At 37.9% G+C, this 25,925-nt stretch carries 30 protein-coding genes; 16 read left to right on the plus strand and 14 right to left on the minus strand.

Annotated elements, in window-relative coordinates:
• Positions 1 to 151: 151 nt before the first annotated feature.
• Genes ATCC51562_RS05360 through ATCC51562_RS05380 form a run of 5 tightly spaced genes read right to left on the minus strand, consistent with a single transcriptional unit; the run spans position 152 to position 4,779 of the window.
• Positions 152 to 1,492 (minus strand): DUF945 family protein, encoded by a 1,341-nt coding sequence (locus tag ATCC51562_RS05360; RefSeq protein ID WP_021091253.1) that lies wholly within the window; start codon positions 1,490 to 1,492, stop codon positions 152 to 154.
• A complete protein-coding gene (locus tag ATCC51562_RS05365; protein WP_021091280.1) occupies positions 1,489 to 2,055 on the minus strand; it encodes a DedA family protein in 567 nt (188 codons plus the stop codon). The genes ATCC51562_RS05360 and ATCC51562_RS05365 overlap by 4 nt, the downstream gene beginning before the upstream one ends.
• Positions 2,055 to 2,651, minus strand: a complete 597-nt coding sequence (locus ATCC51562_RS05370) for a lipid-binding SYLF domain-containing protein (RefSeq protein WP_021091215.1) — start codon at positions 2,649 to 2,651, stop codon at positions 2,055 to 2,057. The genes ATCC51562_RS05365 and ATCC51562_RS05370 overlap by 1 nt, the downstream gene beginning before the upstream one ends.
• A gap of 9 nt (positions 2,652 to 2,660) precedes the next feature.
• On the minus strand, positions 2,661 to 4,214 hold the full coding sequence (rny, locus tag ATCC51562_RS05375; protein ID WP_035167447.1) for a ribonuclease Y: 1,554 nt from the start codon (positions 4,212 to 4,214) through the stop codon (positions 2,661 to 2,663).
• The gene (locus ATCC51562_RS05380) at positions 4,147 to 4,779 is read right to left on the minus strand and encodes a 5-formyltetrahydrofolate cyclo-ligase (protein WP_021091277.1); all 633 of its coding nucleotides are present in this window, start codon (positions 4,777 to 4,779) and stop codon (positions 4,147 to 4,149) included. The genes rny and ATCC51562_RS05380 overlap by 68 nt, the downstream gene beginning before the upstream one ends.
• A 49-nt stretch (positions 4,780 to 4,828) precedes the next feature.
• Here ATCC51562_RS05380 and ATCC51562_RS05385 point away from each other — a divergent pair, with 49 nt between their 5' ends.
• The 4 genes from ATCC51562_RS05385 to radA are packed head-to-tail and all read left to right on the plus strand — an operon-like array spanning position 4,829 to position 7,999.
• On the plus strand, positions 4,829 to 5,461 hold the full coding sequence (locus ATCC51562_RS05385; RefSeq protein WP_021091216.1) for a TlpA family protein disulfide reductase: 633 nt from the start codon (positions 4,829 to 4,831) through the stop codon (positions 5,459 to 5,461).
• Entirely contained in the window at positions 5,461 to 6,327 is an 867-nt protein-coding gene (ftsY, locus tag ATCC51562_RS05390; protein ID WP_021091255.1) for a signal recognition particle-docking protein FtsY, read from the plus strand. The genes ATCC51562_RS05385 and ftsY overlap by 1 nt, the downstream gene beginning before the upstream one ends.
• On the plus strand, positions 6,320 to 6,607 hold the full coding sequence (locus ATCC51562_RS05395; protein WP_235044186.1) for a hypothetical protein: 288 nt from the start codon (positions 6,320 to 6,322) through the stop codon (positions 6,605 to 6,607). The genes ftsY and ATCC51562_RS05395 overlap by 8 nt, the downstream gene beginning before the upstream one ends.
• A 51-nt stretch (positions 6,608 to 6,658) precedes the next feature.
• Positions 6,659 to 7,999: a DNA repair protein RadA gene (gene radA / locus ATCC51562_RS05400; RefSeq protein WP_021091266.1), complete on the plus strand. Its 1,341-nt coding sequence runs from the start codon at positions 6,659 to 6,661 to the stop codon at positions 7,997 to 7,999.
• Positions 8,000 to 8,144: 145 nt separating this feature from the next.
• Here the strand turns inward: radA and ATCC51562_RS09810 are convergent, their stop codons facing one another.
• The 3 genes from ATCC51562_RS09810 to fliL all read right to left on the minus strand — a co-directional run bounded on the left by ATCC51562_RS09810 (position 8,145) and on the right by fliL (position 9,994).
• Complete coding sequence (locus ATCC51562_RS09810; protein ID WP_021091256.1) at positions 8,145 to 8,972, minus strand: hypothetical protein; 828 nt, start codon at positions 8,970 to 8,972, stop codon at positions 8,145 to 8,147.
• 144 nt (positions 8,973 to 9,116) lie between these two features.
• Positions 9,117 to 9,461: a holo-ACP synthase gene (acpS, locus tag ATCC51562_RS05410; RefSeq protein WP_021091262.1), complete on the minus strand. Its 345-nt coding sequence runs from the start codon at positions 9,459 to 9,461 to the stop codon at positions 9,117 to 9,119.
• On the minus strand, positions 9,458 to 9,994 hold the full coding sequence (fliL, locus tag ATCC51562_RS05415) for a flagellar basal body-associated protein FliL (protein WP_021091240.1): 537 nt from the start codon (positions 9,992 to 9,994) through the stop codon (positions 9,458 to 9,460). The genes acpS and fliL overlap by 4 nt, the downstream gene beginning before the upstream one ends.
• Before the next feature lie 58 nt (positions 9,995 to 10,052).
• Between fliL and ybaK the strand changes: the two genes are divergently transcribed.
• A complete protein-coding gene (gene ybaK, locus ATCC51562_RS05420) occupies positions 10,053 to 10,535 on the plus strand; it encodes a Cys-tRNA(Pro) deacylase (RefSeq protein ID WP_021091254.1) in 483 nt (160 codons plus the stop codon).
• Here ybaK and ATCC51562_RS05425 read toward each other — a convergent pair.
• Both ATCC51562_RS05425 and ATCC51562_RS05430 read right to left on the minus strand, forming a co-directional pair.
• Entirely contained in the window at positions 10,524 to 11,510 is a 987-nt protein-coding gene (locus ATCC51562_RS05425; protein ID WP_021091222.1) for an SAM-dependent methyltransferase, read from the minus strand. The genes ybaK and ATCC51562_RS05425 overlap by 12 nt on opposite strands.
• Positions 11,507 to 12,115 (minus strand): trimeric intracellular cation channel family protein, encoded by a 609-nt coding sequence (locus ATCC51562_RS05430; RefSeq protein WP_021091244.1) that lies wholly within the window; start codon positions 12,113 to 12,115, stop codon positions 11,507 to 11,509. The genes ATCC51562_RS05425 and ATCC51562_RS05430 overlap by 4 nt, the downstream gene beginning before the upstream one ends.
• 117 nt (positions 12,116 to 12,232) lie before the next feature.
• Between ATCC51562_RS05430 and ATCC51562_RS05435 the strand changes: the two genes are divergently transcribed.
• Entirely contained in the window at positions 12,233 to 12,895 is a 663-nt protein-coding gene (locus tag ATCC51562_RS05435) for a lipid-binding SYLF domain-containing protein (RefSeq protein WP_021091205.1), read from the plus strand.
• A gap of 91 nt (positions 12,896 to 12,986) precedes the next feature.
• On the opposite strand, the gene ATCC51562_RS05440 is transcribed toward ATCC51562_RS05435, so the two are convergent.
• Positions 12,987 to 13,196 carry a hypothetical protein gene (locus tag ATCC51562_RS05440; protein ID WP_002942234.1) on the minus strand — a complete coding sequence of 70 codons (210 nt, stop codon included), beginning with the start codon at positions 13,194 to 13,196 and terminating at the stop codon, positions 12,987 to 12,989.
• 150 nt (positions 13,197 to 13,346) lie between these two features.
• On the opposite strand from ATCC51562_RS05440, the gene ATCC51562_RS05445 reads away from it, so the two are divergent.
• The 10 genes from ATCC51562_RS05445 (at position 13,347) to modD (ending at position 20,493) form a co-directional block, all read left to right on the plus strand.
• Positions 13,347 to 13,793, plus strand: a complete 447-nt coding sequence (locus ATCC51562_RS05445; RefSeq protein WP_021091224.1) for a Fur family transcriptional regulator — start codon at positions 13,347 to 13,349, stop codon at positions 13,791 to 13,793.
• A gap of 101 nt (positions 13,794 to 13,894) precedes the next feature.
• Positions 13,895 to 14,218, plus strand: a complete 324-nt coding sequence (locus ATCC51562_RS05450; protein ID WP_021091233.1) for an HMA2 domain-containing protein — start codon at positions 13,895 to 13,897, stop codon at positions 14,216 to 14,218.
• Positions 14,211 to 14,861 carry a ferritin-like domain-containing protein gene (locus ATCC51562_RS05455; RefSeq protein ID WP_021091272.1) on the plus strand — a complete coding sequence of 217 codons (651 nt, stop codon included), beginning with the start codon at positions 14,211 to 14,213 and terminating at the stop codon, positions 14,859 to 14,861. The genes ATCC51562_RS05450 and ATCC51562_RS05455 overlap by 8 nt, the downstream gene beginning before the upstream one ends.
• A gap of 31 nt (positions 14,862 to 14,892) precedes the next feature.
• On the plus strand, positions 14,893 to 15,204 hold the full coding sequence (locus ATCC51562_RS05460; RefSeq protein ID WP_051288446.1) for a hypothetical protein: 312 nt from the start codon (positions 14,893 to 14,895) through the stop codon (positions 15,202 to 15,204).
• Positions 15,205 to 15,213: 9 nt separating this feature from the next.
• Complete coding sequence (locus tag ATCC51562_RS05465; RefSeq protein ID WP_021091246.1) at positions 15,214 to 15,528, plus strand: hypothetical protein; 315 nt, start codon at positions 15,214 to 15,216, stop codon at positions 15,526 to 15,528.
• A complete protein-coding gene (locus tag ATCC51562_RS05470; RefSeq protein ID WP_021091241.1) occupies positions 15,528 to 15,851 on the plus strand; it encodes a hypothetical protein in 324 nt (107 codons plus the stop codon). The genes ATCC51562_RS05465 and ATCC51562_RS05470 overlap by 1 nt, the downstream gene beginning before the upstream one ends.
• Positions 15,835 to 17,910 carry a heavy metal translocating P-type ATPase gene (locus ATCC51562_RS05475; RefSeq protein WP_021091251.1) on the plus strand — a complete coding sequence of 692 codons (2,076 nt, stop codon included), beginning with the start codon at positions 15,835 to 15,837 and terminating at the stop codon, positions 17,908 to 17,910. The genes ATCC51562_RS05470 and ATCC51562_RS05475 overlap by 17 nt, the downstream gene beginning before the upstream one ends.
• A gap of 14 nt (positions 17,911 to 17,924) precedes the next feature.
• On the plus strand, positions 17,925 to 19,388 hold the full coding sequence (locus ATCC51562_RS05480; RefSeq protein WP_021091229.1) for an alanine/glycine:cation symporter family protein: 1,464 nt from the start codon (positions 17,925 to 17,927) through the stop codon (positions 19,386 to 19,388).
• Positions 19,389 to 19,658 (plus strand): hypothetical protein, encoded by a 270-nt coding sequence (locus ATCC51562_RS05485; RefSeq protein ID WP_035167449.1) that lies wholly within the window; start codon positions 19,389 to 19,391, stop codon positions 19,656 to 19,658.
• A 1-nt stretch (position 19,659) separates the two neighbouring features.
• Complete coding sequence (gene modD / locus ATCC51562_RS05490; protein ID WP_021091274.1) at positions 19,660 to 20,493, plus strand: ModD protein; 834 nt, start codon at positions 19,660 to 19,662, stop codon at positions 20,491 to 20,493.
• Between the two features lie 356 nt (positions 20,494 to 20,849).
• Here modD and ATCC51562_RS05495 read toward each other — a convergent pair whose 3' ends face one another.
• The 3 genes from ATCC51562_RS05495 to ATCC51562_RS05505 all read right to left on the minus strand — a co-directional run bounded on the left by ATCC51562_RS05495 (position 20,850) and on the right by ATCC51562_RS05505 (position 25,873).
• Positions 20,850 to 22,790 carry a BCCT family transporter gene (locus tag ATCC51562_RS05495; protein WP_021091248.1) on the minus strand — a complete coding sequence of 647 codons (1,941 nt, stop codon included), beginning with the start codon at positions 22,788 to 22,790 and terminating at the stop codon, positions 20,850 to 20,852.
• A 126-nt stretch (positions 22,791 to 22,916) separates the two neighbouring features.
• Positions 22,917 to 24,362 carry a DKNYY domain-containing protein gene (locus tag ATCC51562_RS05500; protein WP_021091208.1) on the minus strand — a complete coding sequence of 482 codons (1,446 nt, stop codon included), beginning with the start codon at positions 24,360 to 24,362 and terminating at the stop codon, positions 22,917 to 22,919.
• A complete protein-coding gene (locus tag ATCC51562_RS05505) occupies positions 24,362 to 25,873 on the minus strand; it encodes a DKNYY domain-containing protein (RefSeq protein ID WP_021091257.1) in 1,512 nt (503 codons plus the stop codon). Before ATCC51562_RS05505 ends, ATCC51562_RS05500 begins: the two co-directional genes overlap by 1 nt.
• Between the last annotated feature and the right edge of the window lie 52 nt (positions 25,874 to 25,925).

Raw genomic sequence — 25,925 nt, forward strand, 5'->3', positions numbered from 1 at the left:
TGGCTCAATCGATCACTTGTTTAGATTTCAAAGATTGACTAATAGTTTAACAATTGTAAGTTAAAAGAACTTTCTGCTCTGCGTTTTGCAAAACAGAAAGTGAAGTATATAGAAGTGATGCTTAAATGCAGATAAAAATCAGGCTAATTTTTTAAAAACCCATAAAGAAATTTTGAAGTCCAACTTTTCCATTAAATATAATATCTTTTTTGCTTGGATCATATTTAAAATCGCTTATTACTTTTTTGTCCTCTTCTTTAAAATATCCAGCAGATATCAAAGTAGGCTCAACAAAAGCTACTTCTGGCACTAGTGTATCAAAAAAATTCGCTAGACTTTCGTCGACGCTTATTTTTCCACTAAGAGATAATTTATCAAAAATTTCTGACTGATTTGTTCCCTTTTTAAAGCCATTTACCGCTGCATCCAAATTTAGCTTTAAAGCCTTATCTCCTTTTTTAAGGCTTAATGTATCTATTTTTATGCTTGGATTCTTTTCTAAGATTTGATCTATTATCTCATCAAAATTTAATCCAGCTAAAACATTATAATTTTCTTCATTATTTAAATTATTAAGCTTGTCTAATACATTATTTAATACAGGCACATTGATATTTGCGATTTTGCTATCAAAGACAAAATCTGTATATTTTACTTTATCAACTGCTACTATACCTATTTTTATAACATCGTCCGATCTTCCAAGATCATTTGAGATTTCAAATTTTGAATCATACTTAAAGTCATCTATCAAGATATTACTTATATCATTAGATGCGAAAGACACCCTTTTAAATTTAACTTTTGCCAAATAAGGTACAAGCTGACTCTCTAAAATTTTTGAAAACTTAACCGGCTCTTTATAACTTGAGTCAATATAAAATCCTTCGATATTTAGATCAACTTTGTTGTACTCACTAAAATCTTTCAAAGCAATCTTATCTGCTTCAACCTTTAAGCTGTTTATACTATCTTTTGAATCAAGCGTCATACCAATCTTTATATCTTTTGTATTAATGGCAGTTTTTTGCTTATCATTAAATTCAATATTGCTAAATTTAATATCCACATCTTTATCGCCAGTTAAGCTAACTTTTGTTTTAGTTGTTGCAATGACATTTGATCCCATGAATGTTGCGATAATATTTTTAATCATATCGTTTTGAATAGAAATTTTTGAGTCTATCTCAAAGCCATCTATAAAAGCAAGCACTGTATGAGAAATTTCATTTTCTACTTTAAAAACCAAATCCTCATTTACATTTTTACCAAATATATTTTCAAAAAGATCTTTTGAAACACTAAAATCAAATGATCCTTTTGAGCCAAAAAATCCTTTTTTATAATTATTATTAGAAATTTTAAAGCCCTTAATATTGTTTAGATCATTCACTATCCTTTGATAGTTTTTCTCTACCTCATTTGAAGCAAAATAAACCGCTCCAATGGCTACCACGATAACTACGATTAAAGCAGATATCACCTTTTTCATGCTTTTCTCCTTTTTGTAATATGTTGTAAAAAAAACCAAATTCCAAGCAACAAACAAACCATAGCAAGAGGCATAATATATCCATGCTCGCCAAGATAGTCGCTTGCACCTACAAAATAATCACCCGCTTTAAAGCTGGCAAACCCAATAATGACCGCCCAAAGTACTGACGAGATCAAATTTATAATACTAAATTTATAAAATGAATACTTCGTAAGTCCAAGCGCGATAGGAACCAAAGTTTTAACTCCGTAGATAAATTTTTTGATAAATATTATCTTATCACCGTGTTTTTTGGCCAAAATTCCTGCATAAGCAAGCTTTCTTTTATGATTTTTGATATAAGGCATAAGTGAGTTTTTATTAAATCTTGCGACATAAAAAATTAGCGTGTCACCGATTGTATTTGCCACAGCAGCGACAATTATGCTAAGAGTGATGTCCATTTTGCCTGCAAAGCTTAATATCCCAGCGGCGATTAATGCAACCATACCGCCACCAAGGCTATAAAAAAACAATACAATATAGCCGTATGTTGAAACTGAGTTTATGATATCTTGCATTAATCTCCTAAAAGTTTAGATGCAGAGGCTATTAGCTGTTCATAGGCATAGCCATTTTGCTTTAAAATTTCTTCCTTTGCACTGATGACTGCTCCACCAAAGCTAGCTCCTGCAAAAAACCCATCATTTGCGGCATATGCGTAGATATCACTTGAAAATTTAAAATCGCTTACTTTACTGTAATTGCGTCCAATATCACCAAAAGCTACTGATAGCTTTGTATCAAGCGTGATCTTGGCATCTTTAATATCGTGGATAATGCTATCTTTAAATATAAAAAGTACAAGTGAACTATCTTCATAACCAAGCTGTATACCGATACTGCCGCCACTTATGCTAACTGGTAAAATTTCACTTGGCGAGTTAATGTTGCCAACAACCATGATGCCATCTCCGCCCATGCCACCAACTACAAAACCGACCTTTTTAACACTTGGAAAGATGATCGTCGCTTTTGACTGCTCGATTAGCTCTTTTATAGGAGCGTTTCTAGCGCCTCTCATCGTTGTTATAAACGAGTTTGCCGAGTCCAGCACGAGCTCCTCGCTGGCAAAGCCAAGTGAGAAAAATAATAAAATTGAAAAAAGAAATTTCATATTTTGCCGTTATTTTGCAAAATCAACAGCACGAGTCTCTCTGATGACGCTTACTTTTATCTCACCAGGATACTGCACCTTGCTCTCGATCTCTTGAGCTATCTCTTTTGCTACAAGCACTGCCTCGTCGTCGTTTATGAGTTTAGCATTTGCGATGACACGAATTTCACGGCCTGCATTTATCGCATAAGCTTGTTTGATGCCATCTTTACTTTTTGCGATGTTTTCGATCTCTTCGACACGCTTTAAGAAGCTCTCAAGCACCTCACGCCTTGCACCTGGACGAGCTGCACTTAGTGCGTCAGCTGCGCAGACAGCCGCACTTTCTATACTTGTTGCCTCTTCGTGGCCGTGGTGAGCGTAGATGGCGTTAATGACAACTGGATGCTCTTTGTAGCGTTTGCAAATTTCAGCTCCAAGATCAACGTGGCTGCCCTCATACTCGTGAGTTAGCGCCTTACCGATATCGTGAAGTATGCCAGCTCTTTTTGCAAGCTTCTCATCTCCGCCACACTCAGCTGCAATGATGCCAGCAAGGTGAGCCACTTCAAGGCTGTGTGCAAGGGCATTTTGTCCGTAGCTCGCTCTAAATTTAAGCTTGCCTATTAGCTTTACGATCTCTGGATGAATTTTATTTAGACCAAGATCCATGACGATGTTTTCGCCCTCTTCTTGTATACTTTGCTCAAATTCTTCAGTCACTTTTTTGTGAAGGTCTTCTATCCTTGCTGGCTGAATTCTTCCATCCTCCACCAAAAGCTCGATCACTCTTGTTGCGATCGCACGTCTGTAAAGATTGAAGCTGCTTAGTATGATCGCATGAGGCGTGTCATCAATAATAATATCAACGCCAAGCACCATTTCAAGGGTCTTGATGTTACGTCCCTCTTTGCCAATGATCCTACCTTTTAGCTCATCGTTTTTAATATTTACGACATTTATCAGACGCTCAGCCGCAAATTCTCCAGCAAATCTTGACGTAGCCTGCGCCAAAATGTAATTAACCCTCTTTTTGGCTTCTCTTTTTGCTTCTTCTTCGTATTTTCTAACGATATGAGCGATATCCGCACGAGACTTCTCCTCGACCTTTTTAAGTACGACCTCTTTTGCCTCTTCTTCTGTTAAGCCAGCAGCGTGCTCAAGTACTCTTATCGCTTCTTCTACCTTGTTTTGATAAGTCGCTTTTAAATTTAAGCCCTCTTCGTAAGTTATCTTTGCATCTTGCTTATCTTTTTCAAAAAGCTCTTTACTTTCGTTTAAAAGCTCTTGCTCATTTAGCAAAATTTTCTCTTTTTTGGTTAGTTCATCAAATTTACTCGCATACTCTTTTTGAAGCTTTGTTGTTTTGTCATCGTACCTTTTTTTAGCCTCAAATTCAGCCTCTTGTACTGAAATTTTAGAATTTTTAAGCGTTAGCTCAGCCTCATACTCGATAGCTTTTGCCTTTGCTTTTGCTTGTTCTAAGAATATGTTGTAGTTTGCATCATTTATCTTTTTAGCGTATAGATACCCTGCTCCAACGCCCGCCACACCGGCTCCTAAGCCTATTAAAACCTCTATCATTTATTCCTCTTTTTATATAATTTTTATTTGGGGTTATATAAAAGTCTGCTACCGCATCTTGTGCATTTGAAAGCACATCTTTGGTATAAAAGTCTTTTATCTCAAGAAAAACTATCCGTTTTGGCTTAATAGGCAAAGAGTCAAAAAATCTATCATAAAATCCTTTTCCATGCCCTATCCTAGCCATAGCTCCATCAACCCCAATCGCTGGAACTACTGCCATATCAAGTCTAACATTATCCATTTTTTTGCCAGATGACTGTCTGACATTAAATTTATAAGTTATAAATGGCAGTCGCAATCTTACCATCTTTAAGCTAAGACCTACCATAAAAGGGGCAAAAATTTCACATTTACGTGATAAATTTCGCCTTATTTTAAGCACATCGACTTCGTAGTTAAGTGGCAAATAAAACAGTACTTTCTTAGAATTTGTAAAATTTATCAATTTCAAAAGCGTTTTTGTAGCTTTATAGTGCGAGCATTTGGCCTTAAATTTAGTAAGTTTCATCAAATTTGCTCTTGCATTTTTTCTAAATTCATTTTTTTCTAAATTAACGCTCATTTTATGCTCTTTCTTGTATAATCCTGAAATCTTATTCAAAAGGAAATTTATGACATTAAAACGAGCAATTATAACATCACTTTGCATTTTTGCATTTTTTGGATGCGGCGACGAGAACAAGCAAAAAAAAGAGCAAAATACAAGCGAACAAACGCAAGGCAAAATTTTAGATAAAAATGCCAGCAAAGATGAAAATTTAAGCAAAGACTCACTCACTCCAAAAATGAGTGAAAGTGCCCAAGATAGCGAGATAAAAGAGATAAATCTAAAGCTGCTAAGTGGCACAACTATGCAGATTACAAAAAGAAGTAATGGCTTTGATGTAAAAGATGGTAAAAAAGCAACTCTTTACGTATTTTTCGCCACTTGGTGCCCACCTTGCAAGGCTGAGATCCCTCACTTAAATAACCTAAGCGAAAAATTTAAAAACGAACTAGATATCGTTGGTGTGCTACTTGAAGACAAAAGTGAAGATGAAGTAAAAGATTTTGCTCAAAAATATAAAATCAAATACGAAGTCGCGGTTGGCGAGGGAAATTTTTTATTTGAAAAAGCGATGGGCGGCATAAAAGGCTTGCCTGCGTCAGCACTTTTTAAAGCAAATGGCGACTACGTTCAAGGCTACATCGGTCTTGTGCCTGAAGAGATGCTTGAAAATGACATAAATAGGGCAACAAAATAATGCTTGATTTTCTAAAAAAAGGCCTTGAGAAGACTTTTGGAGCGATAAGCTCGGCTAAAAAGTCAAAAAAGATCGACAAAGAGAGCTTAGAAGAGATTTTACTAGAGGCTGACGTGGCTTACGAGATCGTGGAGGAGATTTTATACTACTTGCCACCACAAGATGAAGTGAGCAGAGCCGATCTAAGACGTGTTATGAGCAGCTATTTCATCTACGAAAATGAGCGCGTGATCGAGCCCGATAAGCCATTTGTCGATCTCATCCTTGGCGTAAATGGCGCTGGCAAGACGACAACGATCGCAAAGCTTGCAAATTTATATAAAAATAATGGTAAAAGCGTTATTTTGGGCGCTTGTGATACATTTAGAGCTGGAGCGATCGAGCAGCTACGCCAGTGGTCAATTAGGCTAAATGTGCCAATAGTCGCAACACAGCAAGGTCATGATCCTTCGGCTGTTGCTTACGATACGATCAGCTCAGCCCTTGCAAAAGGCATCGACCGAGTCATCCTTGACACAGCCGGCAGACTTCAAAACCAGACAAATTTAGCAAACGAGTTAGAAAAGATCGTTCGTATTAGCAAAAAAGCTTACGAAAAGGCGCCACACCGTAAAATTTTGATTCTTGATGGCACACAAGGCAATGCCGGAGTAGCGCAAGCAAAGGCGTTTAACGATATTGTCTCACTTGATGGCGTCATCATCACAAAGCTTGACGGCACTGCAAAGGGCGGAGCACTATTTGGTGTGGCAAGAGAGCTTGAACTACCTATATTTTATATAGGCGTTGGCGAGAGCATGGATGATGTCATCAAATTTAACCCAGACGAGTTTCTAGACGAGCTAATGGACGCTATTTTTGAGTAGAGTAAAAATTCTAAGCCGTTTTTGTTTTTTTGCCACTCTTTTGGCGATCGATTTTCTTGCATTTACTCCAAAAAGTCCTGCGATCATCGAAAATTCGTGGGACAAAGCAAACCATTTTTTAGCTTTTTGTGTCCTTTATCTCCTGCTTTATCTTGGCTATGAGTTTAAAATTTTAAAAAATTTAGCCCTACTTTTAGCCTTTGGTGTGCAAATAGAACTCGTTCAAGCATATTTTTACCAAACAGGAGCTTTAGCCTACTTGACATCGTGGCTGATATGATCGGAGCGGCTTTTGGAGTGATAGTAGTTGAAATTTTAAAAAGGATATTTTATGGCAAAAGCAAAGCCAGTTTTTGAGTGTCAAGCCTGCGGTAATCAGCAGAGCAAATGGCTAGGCAAATGCCCACAATGTGGGGCTTGGGATAGCTTTATCGAGCTTAGTCAGCAAGAGATAAAGATAAGTAAAGAGATAGCAAAAAGCACTAGCGCACCTAGCAAAGCCATAAGCATAGACGAAGTTGAAATTCAAAATTTTACGAGATTTAGCACCAAAGATAGCGAGCTAGACCTTGTTCTTGGTGGTGGCGTAGTCGAGGGCTCGCTAGTTTTAATAGGTGGCAGTCCAGGCATCGGTAAATCAACCTTGCTTCTAAAAATCGGCTCAAATTTAGCAAAAGACGGTAAAAAAACGCTCTATGTAAGCGGCGAAGAGAGCCAAAGCCAGATAAAAATGAGAGCTGATAGGCTAAATGCGGTGGATAAAAATTTATACCTGCTAACTGAAATTTGCCTAGAAGATATCCTGCTAGAAGTGCAAAAGAGCGACTACAAGGTGCTTGTAATTGACTCCATACAAACACTTTATAGCCAAAATATAAGCTCCGCTCCAGGCTCGATCACGCAGGTTCGCGAGATCACATTTGAGCTGATGAGACTTGCAAAGAGTCAAAATATCTGCGTTTTCATCATCGGACACATAACTAAAGAGGGCTCGATCGCAGGGCCTAGAGTGCTTGAACACATGGTCGATGTGGTACTTTATTTCGAGGGCGATGCGAGCAGAGAGTTAAGAATCTTGCGTGGGTTTAAAAACCGCTTTGGCTCGACAAGCGAGGTTGGTATATTTGAGATGAGCCAGCACGGACTAGTGAGCGCAAACGAGGTATCTAGTAAATTTTTCACACGTGGCGGGGCGATGAGTGGCAGTGCGATAACTATCATAATGGAAGGCTCAAGAGCGCTTAGCATCGAGATACAAGCACTTGTTTGCGAAAGCGCCTACCCAAAAAGAAGCTCGACTGGCTTTGAGAGAAACCGCCTGGATATGCTGCTAGCCCTACTTGAGCGAAAGCTTGAAATTCCACTTGGGCACTACGACGTCTTTATAAACGTTTCAGGTGGCGTTAAGATAAGCGAGACTGCGGCCGATCTAGCCGTCATAGCAGCGATAATCAGCAGCTTCAAAAACCGCCCTATCAGCAAGGATAGTATCTTCATCGGCGAGCTAAGCCTAAACGGCGAGATAAGAGAAATTTTCAACCTCGATCAGCGACTAAAAGAGGCAAAAACGCAGAAATTTAAAAATGCGATCATCCCAAACAAACCGCTTGACATGCAAGGTCTAAAGTGCTTTTACGCCAAAGATATCACGCAAGTACTTGAGTGGATGTAAATTTGTCTTGCCAGCTATTTAACATCAATACTTTGCTGGCTAGGCCATGTTTTTTGAAATTTATCTTTTGCATAAGTCTTAGGACATCTATGCTTTTTCTTTGAAATTTAAATTATAAAAATTCCATTCTTTGCTTATAAAATACCTATGCCCTCTTATCCACTTTAAGCTTTGCCACTTTTTCTAAAATTTCAAACATACTCTTGCCACTATCAAATTCACTCTTTATAAATTTATAAAGCTCTTTAAATCTCTCATCGGCTTCAAGCTTATAGGTGTGAGATTTTTTAGTAACTTGTATAGGTGTAAATTTCTTCTCTTTGGTATTGTCTTCTTTTTCAAGATTATCTGTATTCTGAATACCTTTTTCGTTTAGCTCTTTTAATATATTAACAGCATTTTTAACATCTTCGCCAGATAAAGTTAGATCAAACCGCTCTTTTAATGCATATTTAGCCCACTCCTCTTTAAACTCATCAACGCTCATATCGCTATCAAGCAGATCAATAGTCCTTGAGTTTTTAGTAAATAGCAAATCTTGATTGCCACGATATTCATTTAAAAATTCATTTACAGTGTATGGGGTATCTCTTAAAATTTTTGGCTTATCATTGTCTGGTTTTGCTTGCTGACCTTGTATATATTCTACAAATAAACCCTTACTTTCATTTATGAAATTTTTAAGATCTGATAGCTGCTCACTTGTAAAGTCAGGATCATAACCTCTAAGCTTTCCTATGATAGTGACTTTTGCGTCATCGCCCTTTGTAAAGCCAGATAGTGGATATATATGTCTATCATAAGACGCAGCTTGAGCTTTTCTATCAAGCCTTGCGTATTTAGGAAAGCTCATACCATATCCCATATCGTTACTAAGTATCTCGCTTATATCGTTAAATTTAAATCCCATCTCTCTTGCTATGTTCTCTCTTGAGAGATAGTTAGAAGTTGGGAGGTTATTAGAAATTTGCATTTTACTATCCTTAGTTTCTTTGGCTCCATTAAATCTTAATTAAAGATATCGTCTTTTCTTTAAAAAATTTTATAAAAATACGTTTTTTAAATTTATCAGAAGTAGCTAAAAGATATTAAAAAGCTTTGTAAAAATGCATAAATTTTAGACAATCATCACTGCAGCTACGGCAAATCCGCCATCGTGAGTTATGCTAAGGCTTGCTTCTTTGATATTAAAATTTGTATAAATTTTTGGGCTAAATTTTATCTTTGGTGCGTTTTTTGCGTCTTTGCTAAGCTCAATGTCCAAAAAGCCACACTCTTTGCTGATGCCTACACCAAGAGCTTTGCTAGCTGCTTCTTTGGCCGCCCAAAATCCAGCCAAAGTCGCATCATTTTTTGCTAGCGCGATCTCGTCATCACTAAGAAATTTTTTTAAAAAAAGCTCGCCATAACGAACTTTAAGTCTAGAAATTCTATCTATCTTAATGATATCAATACCTATCATTGCACCACAAAATCAGTAAAAAATATATTTTTGATGTAGCCATCATTTAGCACTTCATTTAGCTTACCGACGATCTCGTCTTTTAGCCTATCCTTGCCCTTTGCAGTGCTTACTTCTTCGTAGGTTTTTGATGAAAGTGTTCTTATAATAATATCTCTTAAAAGTGCTTTTTTCTTATCAAGCTCAGGAGTTAGCAACTCATCGCTTTGCTCCATATCGATCTTAGTTTTAAGAAATCTTGAGCCATTTTCGCTAAGCAAATTTACAATAAACTGATCAAGCGGATATATCGGCCCCATATTTGAATAGTCGTTGCTACCATGCTTTGCTTTATTTTGAGCTGGCATGGACTGCGTTTGAGTCTGAGCTGGTGTTTGCGCCATATTTGCCTCTTTTGGCTCATCAGAACTAAGCATCAAAAACGCGACTAGCCCTCCAATAACTAGCAGCAAAACAAATATCGCAATGATAATTATCATTAATGCACCATTGCCACCTTTTTTTGCCTTTTTCTCTTCAACTTCTTCAGCCATCTTTCCTCCTTTAAGTTTTGGCTATAATTATACAAAAAATTCGCAAAAATGAGAAAAAATGATACATAAAACAAATGCGGCTAGAGCTTTAGACAAGCTAAAAATTAATTATGAAATTTTAGAATATGAAGTCGATTTAAACGATCTTTCAGCCATTCACGTAGCAGCTAGCACCAAGCAAAATATAAAGCAAATTTATAAGACTATCGTTTGCGAGTGTGAGCCTAAAAATTTCGTTGTTGCTTGCTTACAGGGTGATTTGGAGCTTGATCTAAAAGCACTTGCTCACGCGTGTGACGCCAAACGCTGCGAACTTATAAATTTAAAAGACCTAGAAAAGATCACCGGCTACATCAGAGGTGGCTGCTCGCCACTTGCTATGAAAAAGCACTTTGCGACCTTCATCGACGAACGAGCAAAAGAGCAAGAGTATGTGCTAGTAAGCGCTGGAGTAAGAGGCAAGCAGATAAAGATAGCTCCAAACGACCTTTTAAAGGCTTGCGAAGCGGATTACGCTGATATCGCCAGGTTAGCTCTTTAAAAACTCTATAAATTTAAACTTCTCGCCCAAAAACTCAGGAGAAAGTAGAAATTTCGCCTGTTTTGCAGCGTTTTCGTAGGCTTGCTTGCTGCCTTTTTCAAGCACTAAAGATAAAATTTCATCCACGCCAAAGTCGCAAACCAAAGCTTCGTTTTGTTTTTTAAATTTAAGCATCTCAAAGCCAGCCTCACAAAAAGCCTCTTTTACTTGCTTAAAGCAAAGGCTATATGTTAGATCCGATCTTTTAAAATATGGCTCAAGGTCTGAAATTTCAAATAAAGAAAATACTTGATGGTCTTTAAAAATCCTTAGGCTAAACTCATTTTTTGGCTCAAATTCGCCGTAGTCAAAGCTTAAAAATCTCACCTTTTTTGCCACATTTGCAAGCTGGAGTGCAAATTTAGCGTAGCTAGTTGATATCTCGCCCTTTTTTATGCCAAATTTCTTTGCAAGAGCTAGCAAGTTTTGATCTGCTTTTTGCCAGTAAAATTTTAGATCATCATCCACAAAAAGCATATTTTGCCCATCTATAATTTCGCAGCTAAACGCGTCAAGTAGCTCATTTGAGATGATAAAAATTTCATCAAACGAGCACTCGCCCAAATTTTCATAGTGTTTTATTTTGATGTCATCGCCAAAGCGTTTTGCAAAAGTCTCAAGCTGTCTTTTACGTAAAATTTCATGAGGCTCGATGATGATAAGCTCTAAATTTGGCAAAATTTCTGGCTCAAGCGTAAAAATTCCTTGCGCAAAATCAGCTAGCATATCGCCAGAGTTTGCGCCAATCTCCATGACCTTACAAGAGCTAGAAATTTCGCCGTTTTTAAGTAGTTTTAAAAAGTAGTTTGCAAGGCAGGCGCCAAAGAGATAGCCAACGCTTACATTTGTATAAAAATCACCCTTTTTGCCGATATCTACGCCAAATTTATAGTAGTTTTCATTGACCCAGATATCAAAAAACTCGCTAAATTTCATAGATCAGGTAACTTCCAACCTCTATAAAATGCAAGCATCCTAACTGTAATGCCAGCAGCAAGCAAGAGCATAGTAAAAAATATATTGGTAAGGCCTAGATGATATAGCACAAAGTAAGCAAGCCCCACGCCAAGACTTATCGTGCCGTAAAGTCCGGTGCGTAAAAACCATGGAATTTCATTTAGCAAAATATCTCTTAAGATACCGCCACCAACGCCGTTAAAAAAGGCGATCATCATCACACCAAAGATATTGTAGTTGTACTCAATAGCAACCATTGCTCCAACGATCGAAAAACAAATAACATCGATCGCATCGGCGAAAATAAATACAAATTTTCGCTCCAAACCTTCTCTTTTTATATGCAAATTTGCCGCTCTTGAAACAATCAACATAAAAATAACAACACTTACTGGCATATAGTGCGTAAATGAATAAACTGCCCTGCCAACGAGCATATCACGCATGATACCGCCACCAAGTGCGGTCAAAAATGCAGACAAAAAGACTCCAAGCCAGTCGCACTCCTTTTTTACTGCAAATAAAAACCCGCTAAGTGCAGCTGATGCGATACCGACGTATTCGACAAAAAGTATTAAACTCATATTTTTTCCTTAAAAGGTCGCATTTTATAATGAACTCTCATAAAAAATCATTAATAATTTTTTTACCATTAGTTTATTTTAGGCTATAATAACGAAAAATTTAAGGAAGGAATTTTAATGAAAAGACTATTAATAATATTTCTTGCTGGTTTATTTTTCACGCCACACTTAAATGCTGATGTGGTCCAAAATCAAAAGCTAAAAAATGCAATAAATATTTTAAACGCTTTTGGTACAAGAAATTTAAAGCCAAACACTAAATTTGAAGGCATAAAAGCGATCGCCATAATCCCTGATGCGACAAAAGCAGGCGCTGTTGTAACTGGATCAACAGGTAAAGGCGTATTTATCGCTAAAAACGATGATGGTGAATGGTCAAGTCCATTTTTTGTAAATTACACATCTGGTAGCATAGGCTTGCAGCTTGGTTACAGCTCAGCTGATATGATCATTTTATTTAAAAATTCAGAAGCTTATGCAAATTTATTTAATGCAAAAGATACGATCAGCCTAAAAGCAGAAGCAACTGGTGGCGTTGGTAATGAGGTAGCGATCACAAGTGATTTGCCTGAAATTTCAGCATTTGCTGAGGAGCGTGGCAAGACAAGTGGTGCCTTTATAGGCGTTAGCTTAGATGTGGCAAGGCTAAAAATAAATAGACAAGACACAAATGATTACTATGAGCGAATGTATGATTTTGAAAATATCTACAACAATAGCCCAAAAGCTAGTAAATACACTCTAAAATTTAAAGAAATAATCTCAAAATATTTCTTATAGCTCAAATTTCTTAGCTCATTAATTGAGTCAAGAGCTCTTTTTATTTTTACTTTTTTGATTAATTTTATAGAAGTTATGGCTTAGCTTTTTGCTAAACCATAAATAGTGAAACAAAGCGTTTTTTAGGGATTGGAGAAAATTGAGTCATATACTCAAACGCTTCTTCGTAATCGCCATCTGTATATTGTGCAACTTGTTCGATAAGCTCATAAAGCTCCTCGTCATCCATAGAATCAAAACTGCCTCTATTTTCTAAAACCTCTAACAAAACGGCGTCTAATTCAAGCTCGTCGTAAGTCATTTTATTCCTTAATTTTGATTTAAAAAATGCGACACTATACCAAAACAATCTTATAAAATACTTTACTTGAAATTCGTAAGAAATTTTATGCTTTTTTTATAAGTAAAGTTGTAAAATCCTTATATTCATTATCATTTTGGTTAGGTTTTTGTGGATAATTTTGAACTATTTTATAAGCATTTTAAAGAGTTTTTAGAAGCCTTTGGGCAGAAAAGCTCAGAGTTAAAAGAACAAATTTTGCATGTACTTTTCATTAGCAACTCTCATCTAAGTGCTCAAGAAATTTCTTCAGAAATTTACAAAATACACAAGAATGAAATTTCAATGACATCAATTTACTCGTTTTTAAATTTTCTAGAAATGCATCATCTTGCAAACTGCTTTGAAGAAAATGGAGTAAAGAAATTTGAACTAAATTTAAAATCATCGCACGATCATTTGATATGTGAAATTTGTGAAAAGATAGTTGATTTTGAAGATGAGATAATAGAGCAAAGGCAAGAGCAAATTTGCAAAGAAAAAAATTTTAGCGAGCAGTCGCATACAATGATACTTTATGGTATTTGCAGTGATTGCCAAGAGAAAAATGAAAATTAAATTTTATCATTTCATTTTACTTTTTGATAATGAAAAACAAAAAAATTTCAGATTTATTTAAGCTGTGAAATAGATAATACGCAATTAAAAAAAGGATGAAAATGGATATAAAAACACAAACTTTAGCACAAGTTGCAAGCTATTTTTCAATGATAGCTCACACAAACGGCAGACTAAGAGTAAGAGTTAGCCCAAAGATAAAAGAGCTAAGTAGCAGCGTAAATTTAGCTAGCCTAGATGATGTGATAGCTCAGATAAATGGTATAAAAAATGTAAAATTTAACAAGCTAATCGGCTCTGTAACGATCGAATACGATCATGAAATTTTTCCAAAAAATCTTTGGGAAGATCTTTTAAAAGGGCAAAATTTAGAAGAGATTTCAACTAGAGTAAATGAAGTTGCAAAAGAAGTGAAATATGCTTAATGAACTTTTAAATGCATCATATACCAGCGAAAAGAACGCACTTAGCTTATATGAAAATTTAGCTTCATTTGGTGATGTTTTTAACGAGATCGCAAATATCAGAAAAAATGCAATCATCTTGATAGAAAAATTTGCGAGTGCTCATGATTATGAGCTTGCTTGCGAAAATGAAGCTATATTTTTGCCGGCAAAAAATAAAGAAGATGCACTGATACAAGCTTTAAACTACGAGCTAGAACTAAATAAAATGTATGAAAAATTTTGTGAAAGCTTAGATGATGAAGAGCTAAAAGATCTATTTTTTAGACTTTGGGCTACTTCAAATAACGAATATGTCGCCTCTTTAAAGCAACGCTTAAAAGAAATTTATAGTGGCTGTGAAATAAAAAGTGAGCTAAATTTAAATGAAATTTCACAAAATTTTGAGCAAAATGGCATAACAAATATTTTAGAAAACTATCAAAATGACTTTAATGAGATAACTAAAAGCTTGCAAAATATCGCAAGTGGCAAGGCTGATAAAAGTGAGTTAGCAAAGATAACCAATAATCCAAATTTCTCGTTTTTTAGCGGACTTGCGCTTGGGGCATTAGGCATTTCAGTAGTTAGCAAAAATTTTAATAAGGATGAAGAAAATGAATAATTTACAAAATCAAACAAAGAAAGGATTTAAAATGGCATTACCATTTTTAGCAGGTTTAGCAGTAGGCGGTTTAGCAATAGCTGCTTGGAATAAAAGAGATAAGATCAAAGAGTACGCCCAAGATGGCTTTGATAAAGGCAAAGAGGCCGCAAAAGATCTTTACAAAAAAGGTAAAAGTGTTGCAAAAGATGCAAAAGACTTTATAGTAAAAGAAGAGAAAAAAGCAAAACGCGGTGCTAAAAAAGTAGAAAAAGAGGCTGAAAAAGTGGTAAAGAAAACAAGAAAACCACGCGCTAAAAAGCCAGCCGCTCCAAAAGCTATCACACCAAACGATATAGCTTAAGGATAGAGAATGCAAGAAAATAGTCTTTTTACACTTTCAAGCACAAGGCTTCCATTTGATCACTTCATCAGCGGTGCTTTAATCGCTGGCATGGGTGCAGCTGCACTTGGCTTTAGCGACTATCTAAATAATAGAGCAACTAAAAAAGATGTCGCTAAAAAGATAGCAAAATACGCTGTAACAGGTGGTTTTGTAGGTGCTGTTGGTATTCATGCTTCAAATTTAATAGCACAAAAAAAATATCTAAATGCAGCAGCTTTTACAGCAGCTGGTATCGGCGGTCTTTTGATAGCAGAAAAACTAATAAAATTGGAGAGTAAATAATGAATAACCCTTACATCAATGAAGAAAACGTAGCAAGCGAAACTACAGCTAACAATGCAGCAGCTACTCAGCCAAGCGCAATTGATAACGCAATAAATAATGCAGCTCAAAATTTACCATTTGTACCTGAAAATTTTAATGCTGCTGGCTTTGTAAAAGGTCTAGTTTTAGGTGGTATCGCAGCTTATGTACTGACTAATCCAAAAGCGCAAGAGTGCGTATTTAAAGCGATTATCAAAGGTGGCGAGCTTATAAATGCTGGCATAGAAGAACTAAAAGAGCGTTTTGAAGATGTCAAAGCAGAACTTGACTCACAAAAATAAGATCACTCTAGCTCACAAGAGTAAAAATAGAGCGAGGTTTATTTGCGAGAGCCTAAACGCTAGAAGCGACGTCAGCGCTATCGAGGCTGCGATCTCGGAGCGAACTGATGCACTAAGTGTTCGTGTAAATAAATACGCAAAAAGTATCATCGTTGAATACAATAAAAACTACGATAAAATTTTAAACTTTATAAAGAGCTATGAATTTCCAACAAAGGCAAAAGATCCAAATTTGCCAAGCAAGGCAAATATCTATAAGGCTGCTGCTGCACTTGGTATAACACCATTTATGAGCAATAAAACTCTAAAATCAGCCGTGACTCTTTATGCCACAGCGCCAAATTTAATAGAAGGTGCAAAAGAGCTAAGGCATGAGGGCGTCACTTCAAAAGTGCTTGAGGCAACTGCTATTGGTACTAGCCTAGCAATGGGCGATCATTTAGCAGCAAATAGCACAAATTTGATGATAAATATCGGCGAATATATGGAAGAAAGTGCTAGCCACAGAAGTGATGATCTCATCAAAGAGCTAGCAAAACCAAATATCGAAGAAGTCTGGGTCGAGAGAAATTTAAATGGTGAAAAGACGCTTGAAAAAGTAAAAACCGAAAATTTAAAAAAGGGTGACATCGTAGTAGTAGGAGCTGGTGAGACGATAGGTGTTGATGGTTATATCGTTGAAGGTAACGCCGATGTAAATCAAGTCTCAATGACCGGAGAGGCTGAACCTATACCAAAAGCTAGAGGCGACCGTGTTATAAGTGGCACCGTGGTTGATGAAGGTAGGATAAAAATTTGGGCTGAAAATGTAGGTAGTGACACAGCGACAGCTAGGATCAAAGAATACATACAAACTTCACTCAATGAAAAATCAGCCATTGGTGTAAAAGCGTTAAAACTAGCTGATAAACTTGTGCCTGTTACACTCTCGCTTGCTGGACTTTCATATATTATAAATAAAAATATGAATAGTGTTGCTAGCGTACTTCAAGCAGACTACTCTTGCGCATTAAAGCTTGCTACACCAGTTGCTTTTAAATCAAGCATCTCAAAAGCTGGTAGAAACGGCATTCTTGTAAAAGGCGCAAAGGCGATTGAGGCTTTAAGCTCAGTTGATACTTTTGTATTTGACAAGACCGGCACTCTTACACATGGGCGCCTAAGCGTAGTTGAAATTTACTCATTTAAAGAGGGATTTTCTCAAAATGATATATTAAATTTAACTGCGAGTGCCGAGGAGCACTACTTTCACCCGGTGGCTGAAGCAATAGTTGAAGCTGCAAATAAGCGTGGTTTCCACCATATTCATCACGATGAAGTTGAATTTATTGTAGCTCACGGCGTAAAAACTGCGATGCACGGTAAAGAGGTGGTTATAGGCAGTAGACACTTTTTAGAAGATGACGAGATGATAAGTTTTAAAGCTCATGAAGCTTTAATAAGCAAAGCATTAAATAGCGGCTTAACCTTACTCTACGTAGGATATGATAAAGAGCTAGTCGGCGTCATCGCTATGAAAGATGATATGAGAGAAAACGCAAAAGATATGGTTAAAAAGCTAAGAAGCCTTGGCGTAAAAGAGGTCGTAATGCTAAGCGGCGACATCAAAAGCAAGGCTGAAGAAGTAGCACGTGAGCTAGGGCTTGATAGGGTCTATGCAGAGTGCTTACCAACAGATAAAGCAGCTATCATTGAAGAGTTAAAGAGCGAGGGTAAAAAAGTAGCCTTTGTGGGAGATGGCATAAATGATGCTCCAAGCCTAACTAAAGCAAATGTGGGCATAAGTATGCACAAAGGTGCTGATATAGCTAAAGCGACGGCTGATATAAGTCTTTTAAAAGATGATATCATGAGCGTAGCTCTCGTAAAAGAGCTTGCAAATAAAACAATGGATTTAATTAGCTCAAATTTCCGCTCAACAGTTGGCGTAAACACAGCTATACTAAGCGCTGCGACACTTGGTATGTTAAATCCAATAGCAACTGCCATGCTTCATAATGGCACAACGATTTGGCTTTTATTAAATTCAATGAAGGGCATAAAATTCAAATCGAAATAAATTTGAAAGGGTAGATGGTGCTTGATATTTTCTTAAATTTTTTAAACGGCAAAATGGACGTAGCCAACGACTTTTTATATGGATATTTTTTAGTCATTATTCTTGTGGCTACGGGAATTTATTTTAGTTATTTGACTCGTTTTGTGCAGTTTAGGATGTTTTTTGAGGCTTGCAGGGTCTTAGTAGAAAAAAAGGACAAGTACAATAAGCACCATTTAACACCATTTCAAGCACTTATGATCTCGACTGCTTCGCGCGTTGGCATAGGCAATATCGCTGGAATTTCAGCTGCCATCGTCGCGGGCGGTCCGGGTGCTCTTTTTTGGATGTGTTTGATGGCTTTTTTAGGATCAGCTTCAGCTTTTATAGAGAGTACGTTAGCGCAAATTTATAAGACAAAAGACGTTTTTGGATTTAAAGGCGGTCCAGCTTATTACATCAAAAATGGCCTTGGCATAAAGTGGCTAGCTTCGCTTTTTGCAGTGATCCTCATCATCACCTATGCGTACGGCTTTAACGGACTTCAAAGCTACACCATGACATCAGCCTTTGAAATTTACTATGACAAAGCTGGTAGCAACGTTAGCTTTGCACAAAGCGGCCTACCTGTTGGCATTGGTCTTATCCTTACTGCATTTGCGGCGGTTATGTTTTTTAGCAAAAGTCACATCATCGGCAAAGTAAGCTCATACATCGTGCCTTTCATGGCACTTGCCTACATCTCATTAGCACTTATCGCTATTGTTTTAAATTTCAAAGAAATTCCTGATGTTGTTAAGATGATCTTAGAAAATGCCTTTGATTTTAAAGCGATATTTGGCGGATTTGCCGGTAGTGTGATCGTAATAGGCATCAAAAGAGGCCTTTTCTCAAACGAAGCTGGCATGGGTTCAGCTCCGAACGCAGCAGCTGCAGCACATACTAGCCACCCAGTAAAACAAGGCCTAGTTCAAGCAATGGCAGTCTTTATAGACATGACCATATGTATAGCATCTGGTATGATCGTGCTATTTTCACAGGCCTATCTTATGAAGCAAACTGGCTCAAGTGGTGAGGTGCTAACCGCTCTCCCTCTCGTTCAAGCCGCGATGAAAGAGTATTTTGGTGAATTTGGAGTTCATTTTACCACTCTTGCGGTCGTACTTTTTGCCATCACTTCACTTATTGGCAACTACTACTATGCTCAGGCAAATATGAAATTTTTAACCAAAAACCACAAGCTTACATTGCTATTTAAGATAACGGCTGTCGTTATGATATTTATTGGTGCTCAGATGAATTTAAAGCTTGCTTGGAATATCGCTGATATCACAATGGCTGCAATGGCAACTATTAACATCATCGCTATATTCTTACTTTCAAAAGTAGTGTTAATAGCAGTCAAAGACTACGAAGCTCAAAGAAGGGTTGGGCTAAATCCAGAATTTGACCCAGAAAGTCTTGGCATCAAAAATACAAGTTGCTGGAATAAAAACTAAATGGAGAAGAATTTGAAAAACGAAACAAAAATAAGTGGCAAACTACTTGACATAAATACTCACAGAAAGGTAGCAAAGGTCGGTATGGGCGTTACTTTAGCGACAGTTTGCTTAACGGCACTTTGCATGAATGGCAGAGGTATGAAAAAATTACATACAGTTTCGGGCATTGCATTTACTTGCTTTGCTCTTTATCATGCTGGACTTTATGACAATGGAATCTTTAAAAAAATGATAATAAAAGCAAAAAACGAGGCAAAAAAGGCATAAAATGATACTTAGCGACGCAGAAATTCTAAGCTATATAAACGAAGATATACCTTACTTTGATCTTACTACGTCGCTTCAAAATATCGATAAAAAAGCCTCACTTGAAATTTATTCACGTGATGAGATTTGCGTTAGCTGCGTTGATGTAGCCGCAAGTGTTGCGAGGCTACTTGGGTGCGAGAGTGAAATTTTTGTGCAAAATTCTCAAATTTGTAAGGCTGACGATGTAATCATAAAAATTTATGGCAGCTACGAAGATGTGCATAAAGCTTGGAAGTTAGCTCAAGTCGCACTAGAATATGCCAGCGCCATCGCAACTTATACAAACAAAATGGTAAATGCCACAAAGTGCGTTAATGAAAAATGTGAAATTTTAGCAACCAGAAAGAGCTTTCCATTTGCTAAGAAATTTTGCGTAAAAGCGGTACTTGAAGGTGGCGGTAAAATGCATAGACTTGGGCTTAGCGATAGCATTTTATTTTTTAAAAATCATATAAAAGCTTATGCGAATTTTGATGAATTTGTATCTCTTTTGCCAGAATTTAAAGCCAAAATGGTTGAGAAAAAAATCTGCGTTGAAGCTGAAAATTTAGACGAAGCAAGCAAGCTTTTAAAAGCAAATTGCGACGTTGTGCAGTGCGATAAATTTAGTCCAGAGCTCATCGAAAATGTACTCTCTTTAAGAGATGAGATTTCGCCAAATACCATTATCCTAGCAGCCGGTGGTATAAATTTATCAAATGCAAAAGATTACGCAAATGCCGATGCGATAGTAACATCAGCGATGTATTCAAAAGGCGTTGCTGATATCAGCACCAGACTTGAGATTTTGTAAATTTTTACAACGACGATACAGCAAAACATCTATCAAAGTTAAAAATTTACAGAAAATGCATTTTGGCTCTGGAATTTGAACGATACGCAACAAAAAATTAACATTTTTTATTTCAAATTTATTTCATAGCTACAAGCAAAAATACAAACTAATAAAGTTAAATTTTCTAATTTGTTTTCTCTAAAAAATAAGGACACTTATGTCTTGCTTCACACCACGTGTATAAAACTCAATCAAATTTTAAAATTTACAAACAAGTATATCACGCTTTTAAATTCAGTAACAAACGATAACTAGTGAGTAAAATTTAGAATTTGCCTAGAAATTTTCAAATTCCAGGCAAATTTCACTCAAATTTACTCTCTAACAACATGTAAAAACTGCATGTGTTTGCGGTATTGCTCGATGACGTCGTTTATCAGCGTGGCTTCGCTCCAGCCAAGCACGTCGTAGTCCTGACCGCCCTCTTTTAGATAGACTTCAGCTCTATAGTAAAGATCATCGCCGTCAAGCTCTCTGGTGTAGTCTGGGCTCTGGCTTTTGGTGAGATAGACGCCATATCTAAAGTCCATCTCATCGCCAAGTCCAACGTTTAAATTTACAAAATTTTCACCATTTGTGACCTTTGCTTCAAGCCCATTTTTGGCAAATTCCTCTTTTAGCTCGTTAAACGCTTTTAGCACGACTTCGTTTAAAAATTTCTTGCCATCTTTCTTGCCTGGAAGCGTGATGATCGCACTTAGGCGCTCTTGCCATGGCTTTGAAAGATCGCTAAGAGGCATGTTACTAAAGTTATTTGTCTCTTTTTTGGTTAGATCCACACGTAGCGCCTTAAATAGCCCGTAAATAGCGCCAAGTAGCACGATCGCAAATGGCAGTGCTGTGGTGATAGTAAGCGCTTGAAGTGAGGCAAGTCCGCCGGCTAGCATCAAAAATGCCGCCACGACGCCCACCGTAACGCCCCAAAAGACCTTTTGCCAAACCGGCGTATCATCCTTGCCGTTTGAGCAAAGCATGTTCATCACGATCGCCGCTGAATCGGCCGAAGTGACGAAAAATATGACGATCATAAAGACCGCGATCGTGCTTAGCACGCCTGAAAAGCTAAATTTCTCCAAAAACATAAAGAGCGCCGAAGCCGAGTCGGAATTTACCGTGGTCGCAAGCTCGCTAAAGCCGCCTTGAACAAGCGCGATCGCCGAGTTACCAAAAAAGCTCATCCAAGCAAATGTAAAGCCCGTCGGCACGAAAAGCACGCCGATCACAAATTCTCTTATCGTCCTGCCCTTTGAAATTTTGGCGATAAACAGCCCCACAAACGGCGACCAAGATAGCCACCAAGCCCAGTATAGCAGCGTCCAACCGCCAAGCCAACTCTCATTTTGCCTCTCGTAGGCGTAGAGATTAAAGGTGTTTGAAATGAGCGTCGAGACGTAGTCGCCGCTGTTTTGTACAAACGACTTTAAAAGCTGCGTCGTATCGCCCAAAAACAGTATCAAAAACATAAAACATATAGCTAGCGCGATGTTTGCGTTTGACAAGATCTTGATGCCCTTATCGACGCCACTTGCCGCTGAGATGGTTGCAGCTAGGCAAAGCACTATTAAAAGCGTGATGTGCATGGTCGGCAGACCAAAAACGTGCGTAAGACCCGCATTTACCTGAAGTACGCCGTATCCCAGCGATGTCGCCACGCCAAAAAGCGTCGCCACAACGGCAAATGTATCGATAGCATTGCCGATCTTGCCATAAATTTTATCGCCAATGATCGGATAAAACGCTGATCTAAGCGTGAGTGGCAAGCCATGTCTATACGAGAAAAAAGCAAGTATTAGCGCCACGATAGCATAGACTGACCAAGCGCCCATGCCCCAGTGAAAGAACGTGATATTCATCGCAAGCTTTGCTGCAGCGACGCTTTGCGGGTCGCCAACTGGCGGGTTTAGATAGTGCATAAGTGGCTCAGCCACACCAAAAAATACTAGACCTATGCCCATACCAGCGGCAAAAAGCATAGAAAACCACGAGATATTTTTGTGCTCTGGCTTTACGTGATCGGCTCCTAGTTTGATCTCGCCAAGCTTGCTAAAGCCAAGGATGATGACACTAAGAAGTATGACGGCGACGGCTAGGATGTAAAACCAGCCAAATTTTGCCGAGATGTAATCTTGCATGCCCTTAAAAAATTCATTTGAGAAATTTGGAAATATCGCTGCAAATGCTGTTATTAAAACTATAACAACAAGCGATGGGATAAATACTGAATTGTTAAATTTTGATCTTTGAAATTTGATCATTTTTCCTCCTTTTTGTAATGTCAGCTTCTTTTCAAACTAACAAAAAAGAGTAAATAGGTCAAATTTTATCTTTAAATTTTTTATGAAATTTTAAGCTTCAGCCACCAAAAATAGCCACTTTGAAATTTATCTCAAGTCTCTTTCATCTCTCTTTGGTTTTGCAAGAGTTGTTAGCACTATGACGAAAAAAGCGATGCCAAATGTGATGTACAAGATGATCTTTGGCGAGTCAAACTCTATCCTAGATCTAGCGACCTCTTCTCCGCTTGCCTCCACTAGCTCGCCACGCTTTATCATCTCGCTGATATCTTTTGCGCTAAGCTCTTTAGACGGCCTTGTTAAAATTTCTATGACGCTAAGATCAGCCACCTCATAAACGCTATGTCTAATGCCATAAAATGGCTTTATACTGCTAAAAAAATAGACCTTCTCGCCATTTGCATAGACCGCGCCATACTCGCCATCTTTTACCAGTCCTATCTCGCGCCATAATGAGCTTGGGGCAAATTTATATAAAGAGACGGTTTGCGCCACTAAGTGTCTGCCGTGCTTTGAGCGCTGCCACTCTTCGCCTTGTTGTAAAAAATAGGCTGAAATTTCATCTACAAAAACGTCAGCATAGAGCCTTTTTAGCTCGCCTTTTAGCTGGTAGTCTGAAATTTTAGCCTGCTCGTTTTTACTGCCATCCCAAAAGTAAATTCCATCTTTGCTTGCAAAAAGAGGCCAAAACGAATGCACGTTATCCACGCTATAAATGGCGCTATAAGGCATATTTTGAGCGCTAAATTTATGCTCATTTGCAAATGCCGCCCCACTTTTTGGCTCAAAAAGATATTCTATATCGTGCTTAGCATCGTAGCATATCCGGCGTGTCTCATCTGAATATCTTGCATCAAGCCTATAAAAGCCCATAAACAAGCTTTTGCCATCTGTGTAATATCCGCTAGCAGCGCCACTTTCTGTCGTGATGTATCTTAGCTCACTAGGATCTGCGTCAAGCTTTTCGCCCTTATAGTAAAGCGTGCTACCGTCTCTTGCAAAGCCAGCGTCAAAGATAGGCTCTAAATTTGTGCTTTCAACCCTTTTTGTCCTGTAAAAATAAGGGCTATCATCGTAGCTTTTTATAAAGGTGTGAGCAAGGTTTTTCATAATAGAACTAAATTCGCTAAATCCTGGCTCTTTCTCGCTTCTAGTAGCGCAATAATAGCTTATCTTGCCATCGCTTATATAGCCATTGCCAAGCACTTTGGCACTTTTTGGATCAAGACCTGGTAAAATTTCTCTAGCGCAATAGATATGATTTTTATCAGCTCCCACGTTTGAGTAGTCGTATGCGTGTTTTAGCTTTAAGACCCTAAAACTAGCCTCATCGACGCCTTTTAGCTCATACTTGCCACTGCCTGAAATTTGGACGTAAATTTTACCCTCAGGCGAGCGGTAAAACTCGCTATTATCAATGTTTGCAAAGCTTCTTTGATACTCGCCCTCATGCCATAGATAAAGCATTGCCAAAACAAAAAATAGCGTCAAGATGACTAAAAAATAAACAAACCTAATAGTAATTTTTCTCATTATCTATAGTCATCCACCCTTTTTTTAAGCTCGCTTTTTTGCTTTTTGTTTTTAAAAATAGCGCCAACTACCGAGACTATAAATGCAATGGCAAGAAATATCCAGTAGGTATATTTTTGCGAGTAATCATCAAAGTCGCTTATCGCGTCGATCACCACCTCGCCCTCAGCTGGCACCATAGCGCCTTGATCTACCATTTTTACTATCTCATCTAGTTTTAAATTCTTAACATTTGGGCCATAAGGACGAGTGAGAATTTCAACCACGCCAAGGTCGTTTATATCATAAACACTGCTGTTAAAACGCCAGCCGTAGCCGACGTTATCAAAATAATAGGTCTTATCGCCGTTTGCATAGACCGCGCCATAGCCATCGTTTCTTACAAGCCCTATTTTTCGCCACTGCTCTTTTGTATCGAGCCTTACTATACACGTGTGGCGTGAGCTTAGGCTGTGGTTATTTTTTGTGTTGTGCCAAATTTCATAGGTTTTTAAAAAATATGTCTTGCCATCACTTATCACCACGTCGCCATATAGCGGCGTTATCTCGCCTTTAAACGGATCATCTCCGTCTCTTACAAACTCACCCTCATCTATGCTGTTATACCACTGCCACTTTCGCTCCCAGTGATAGATACCGCCTTTACCACGAAAGAGCGCATGATAGGAGTGCTCATCTTTTAGGTTAAAAAGTGGCTCGTATGGGGCAAATTTTGGATCAAATTCATGGTCATTTGCATAGACCATGCCAGAATTTGGCTCATAAAGATAGTGAATGCGCCATATCTCGCCAATATCACGCATTTGTGGGCTAAATTTGATCCCTAGTTTTGTGCTGTCATAATAGACATTTTCTCCGTCAGTCGTAAAATGCATGCTCTTTCTGCCAGATGCCTGCTCGATATAACGCATCTTGCTGGCATTTGCGCCATCTAGCTCTTTGCCCTCATGATAGACCTTCACGCCGTCGCTTGCATAGCCAAAGCCCAAGATCGCTGCTAAATTTGCGTTATCAACCTGCCTAAATTTATAGATATGAGTTTGCGCTTTGGGGGTGTTAAACATTTTGTGCGAGACGATGTCCCAAAACTCTTTAAGTGCGGATATTTCGAGGTTTGTCTCGCTTACGCTATCGCAAAAATATGTGATCTTGCCGTCACCAAAATAGCCATTGCCAAGCGCTCTAACGCCATTTGGATCAAGCCCGCTCATCACGAGATTACCGCAATACACCGCCTTATCGCTAGCGCCAACGTTTCTGTTGTCGTATTTGCCAGTGTCAATGTATCTAAATTTACTGGCCCTCACGCCTATTAGCTCAAATTTACCGCCACTTGGCACCATGGCATAGACCTTGTCATCTTTAACGTAAAAAAAGCTATTATTTAGCTCTTTACTATCGCCAATGTCGTCATCTAAAATAGAAACTAACCCAAAGATAAAAAAGTAGGTAGCAAAAAATATCACAACAATGGCGATCACTACAGAGATTAGCGGATGTTTTTTTAGCATTTTAGCCTCGTTTCAAACAAATTTAGCGACCTCATCAAGCCGCAAACCTTTC

Source organism: Campylobacter concisus ATCC 51562, from assembly GCF_000466745.1.
GTDB classification, from domain to species: Bacteria; Campylobacterota; Campylobacteria; order Campylobacterales; family Campylobacteraceae; genus Campylobacter_A; species Campylobacter_A concisus_B.

Excerpts from the sequence above, each read along its gene's own strand:
- ATCC51562_RS05360 (WP_021091253.1), bottom strand. The coding sequence starts at position 1,492 with ATGAAAAAGGTGATATCTGCTTTAATCGTAGTTATCGTGGTAGCCATT.
- ATCC51562_RS05365 (WP_021091280.1), bottom strand. The coding sequence starts at position 2,055 with ATGCAAGATATCATAAACTCAGTTTCAACATACGGCTATATTGTATTG.
- ATCC51562_RS05370 (WP_021091215.1), bottom strand. The coding sequence starts at position 2,651 with ATGAAATTTCTTTTTTCAATTTTATTATTTTTCTCACTTGGCTTTGCC.
- rny (WP_035167447.1), bottom strand. The coding sequence starts at position 4,214 with ATGATAGAGGTTTTAATAGGCTTAGGAGCCGGTGTGGCGGGCGTTGGA.
- ATCC51562_RS05380 (WP_021091277.1), bottom strand. The coding sequence starts at position 4,779 with ATGAGCGTTAATTTAGAAAAAAATGAATTTAGAAAAAATGCAAGAGCA.
- ATCC51562_RS05385 (WP_021091216.1), top strand. The coding sequence starts at position 4,829 with ATGACATTAAAACGAGCAATTATAACATCACTTTGCATTTTTGCATTT.
- ftsY (WP_021091255.1), top strand. The coding sequence starts at position 5,461 with ATGCTTGATTTTCTAAAAAAAGGCCTTGAGAAGACTTTTGGAGCGATA.
- radA (WP_021091266.1), top strand. The coding sequence starts at position 6,659 with ATGGCAAAAGCAAAGCCAGTTTTTGAGTGTCAAGCCTGCGGTAATCAG.
- ATCC51562_RS09810 (WP_021091256.1), bottom strand. The coding sequence starts at position 8,972 with ATGCAAATTTCTAATAACCTCCCAACTTCTAACTATCTCTCAAGAGAG.
- acpS (WP_021091262.1), bottom strand. The coding sequence starts at position 9,461 with ATGATAGGTATTGATATCATTAAGATAGATAGAATTTCTAGACTTAAA.
- fliL (WP_021091240.1), bottom strand. The coding sequence starts at position 9,994 with ATGGCTGAAGAAGTTGAAGAGAAAAAGGCAAAAAAAGGTGGCAATGGT.
- ybaK (WP_021091254.1), top strand. The coding sequence starts at position 10,053 with ATGATACATAAAACAAATGCGGCTAGAGCTTTAGACAAGCTAAAAATT.
- ATCC51562_RS05425 (WP_021091222.1), bottom strand. The coding sequence starts at position 11,510 with ATGAAATTTAGCGAGTTTTTTGATATCTGGGTCAATGAAAACTACTAT.
- ATCC51562_RS05430 (WP_021091244.1), bottom strand. The coding sequence starts at position 12,115 with ATGAGTTTAATACTTTTTGTCGAATACGTCGGTATCGCATCAGCTGCA.
- ATCC51562_RS05435 (WP_021091205.1), top strand. The coding sequence starts at position 12,233 with ATGAAAAGACTATTAATAATATTTCTTGCTGGTTTATTTTTCACGCCA.
- ATCC51562_RS05440 (WP_002942234.1), bottom strand. The coding sequence starts at position 13,196 with ATGACTTACGACGAGCTTGAATTAGACGCCGTTTTGTTAGAGGTTTTA.
- ATCC51562_RS05450 (WP_021091233.1), top strand. The coding sequence starts at position 13,895 with ATGGATATAAAAACACAAACTTTAGCACAAGTTGCAAGCTATTTTTCA.
- ATCC51562_RS05455 (WP_021091272.1), top strand. The coding sequence starts at position 14,211 with ATGCTTAATGAACTTTTAAATGCATCATATACCAGCGAAAAGAACGCA.
- ATCC51562_RS05460 (WP_051288446.1), top strand. The coding sequence starts at position 14,893 with ATGGCATTACCATTTTTAGCAGGTTTAGCAGTAGGCGGTTTAGCAATA.
- ATCC51562_RS05465 (WP_021091246.1), top strand. The coding sequence starts at position 15,214 with ATGCAAGAAAATAGTCTTTTTACACTTTCAAGCACAAGGCTTCCATTT.
- ATCC51562_RS05470 (WP_021091241.1), top strand. The coding sequence starts at position 15,528 with ATGAATAACCCTTACATCAATGAAGAAAACGTAGCAAGCGAAACTACA.
- ATCC51562_RS05480 (WP_021091229.1), top strand. The coding sequence starts at position 17,925 with ATGGTGCTTGATATTTTCTTAAATTTTTTAAACGGCAAAATGGACGTA.
- ATCC51562_RS05485 (WP_035167449.1), top strand. The coding sequence starts at position 19,389 with ATGGAGAAGAATTTGAAAAACGAAACAAAAATAAGTGGCAAACTACTT.
- modD (WP_021091274.1), top strand. The coding sequence starts at position 19,660 with ATGATACTTAGCGACGCAGAAATTCTAAGCTATATAAACGAAGATATA.
- ATCC51562_RS05495 (WP_021091248.1), bottom strand. The coding sequence starts at position 22,790 with ATGATCAAATTTCAAAGATCAAAATTTAACAATTCAGTATTTATCCCA.
- ATCC51562_RS05500 (WP_021091208.1), bottom strand. The coding sequence starts at position 24,362 with ATGAGAAAAATTACTATTAGGTTTGTTTATTTTTTAGTCATCTTGACG.
- ATCC51562_RS05505 (WP_021091257.1), bottom strand. The coding sequence starts at position 25,873 with ATGCTAAAAAAACATCCGCTAATCTCTGTAGTGATCGCCATTGTTGTG.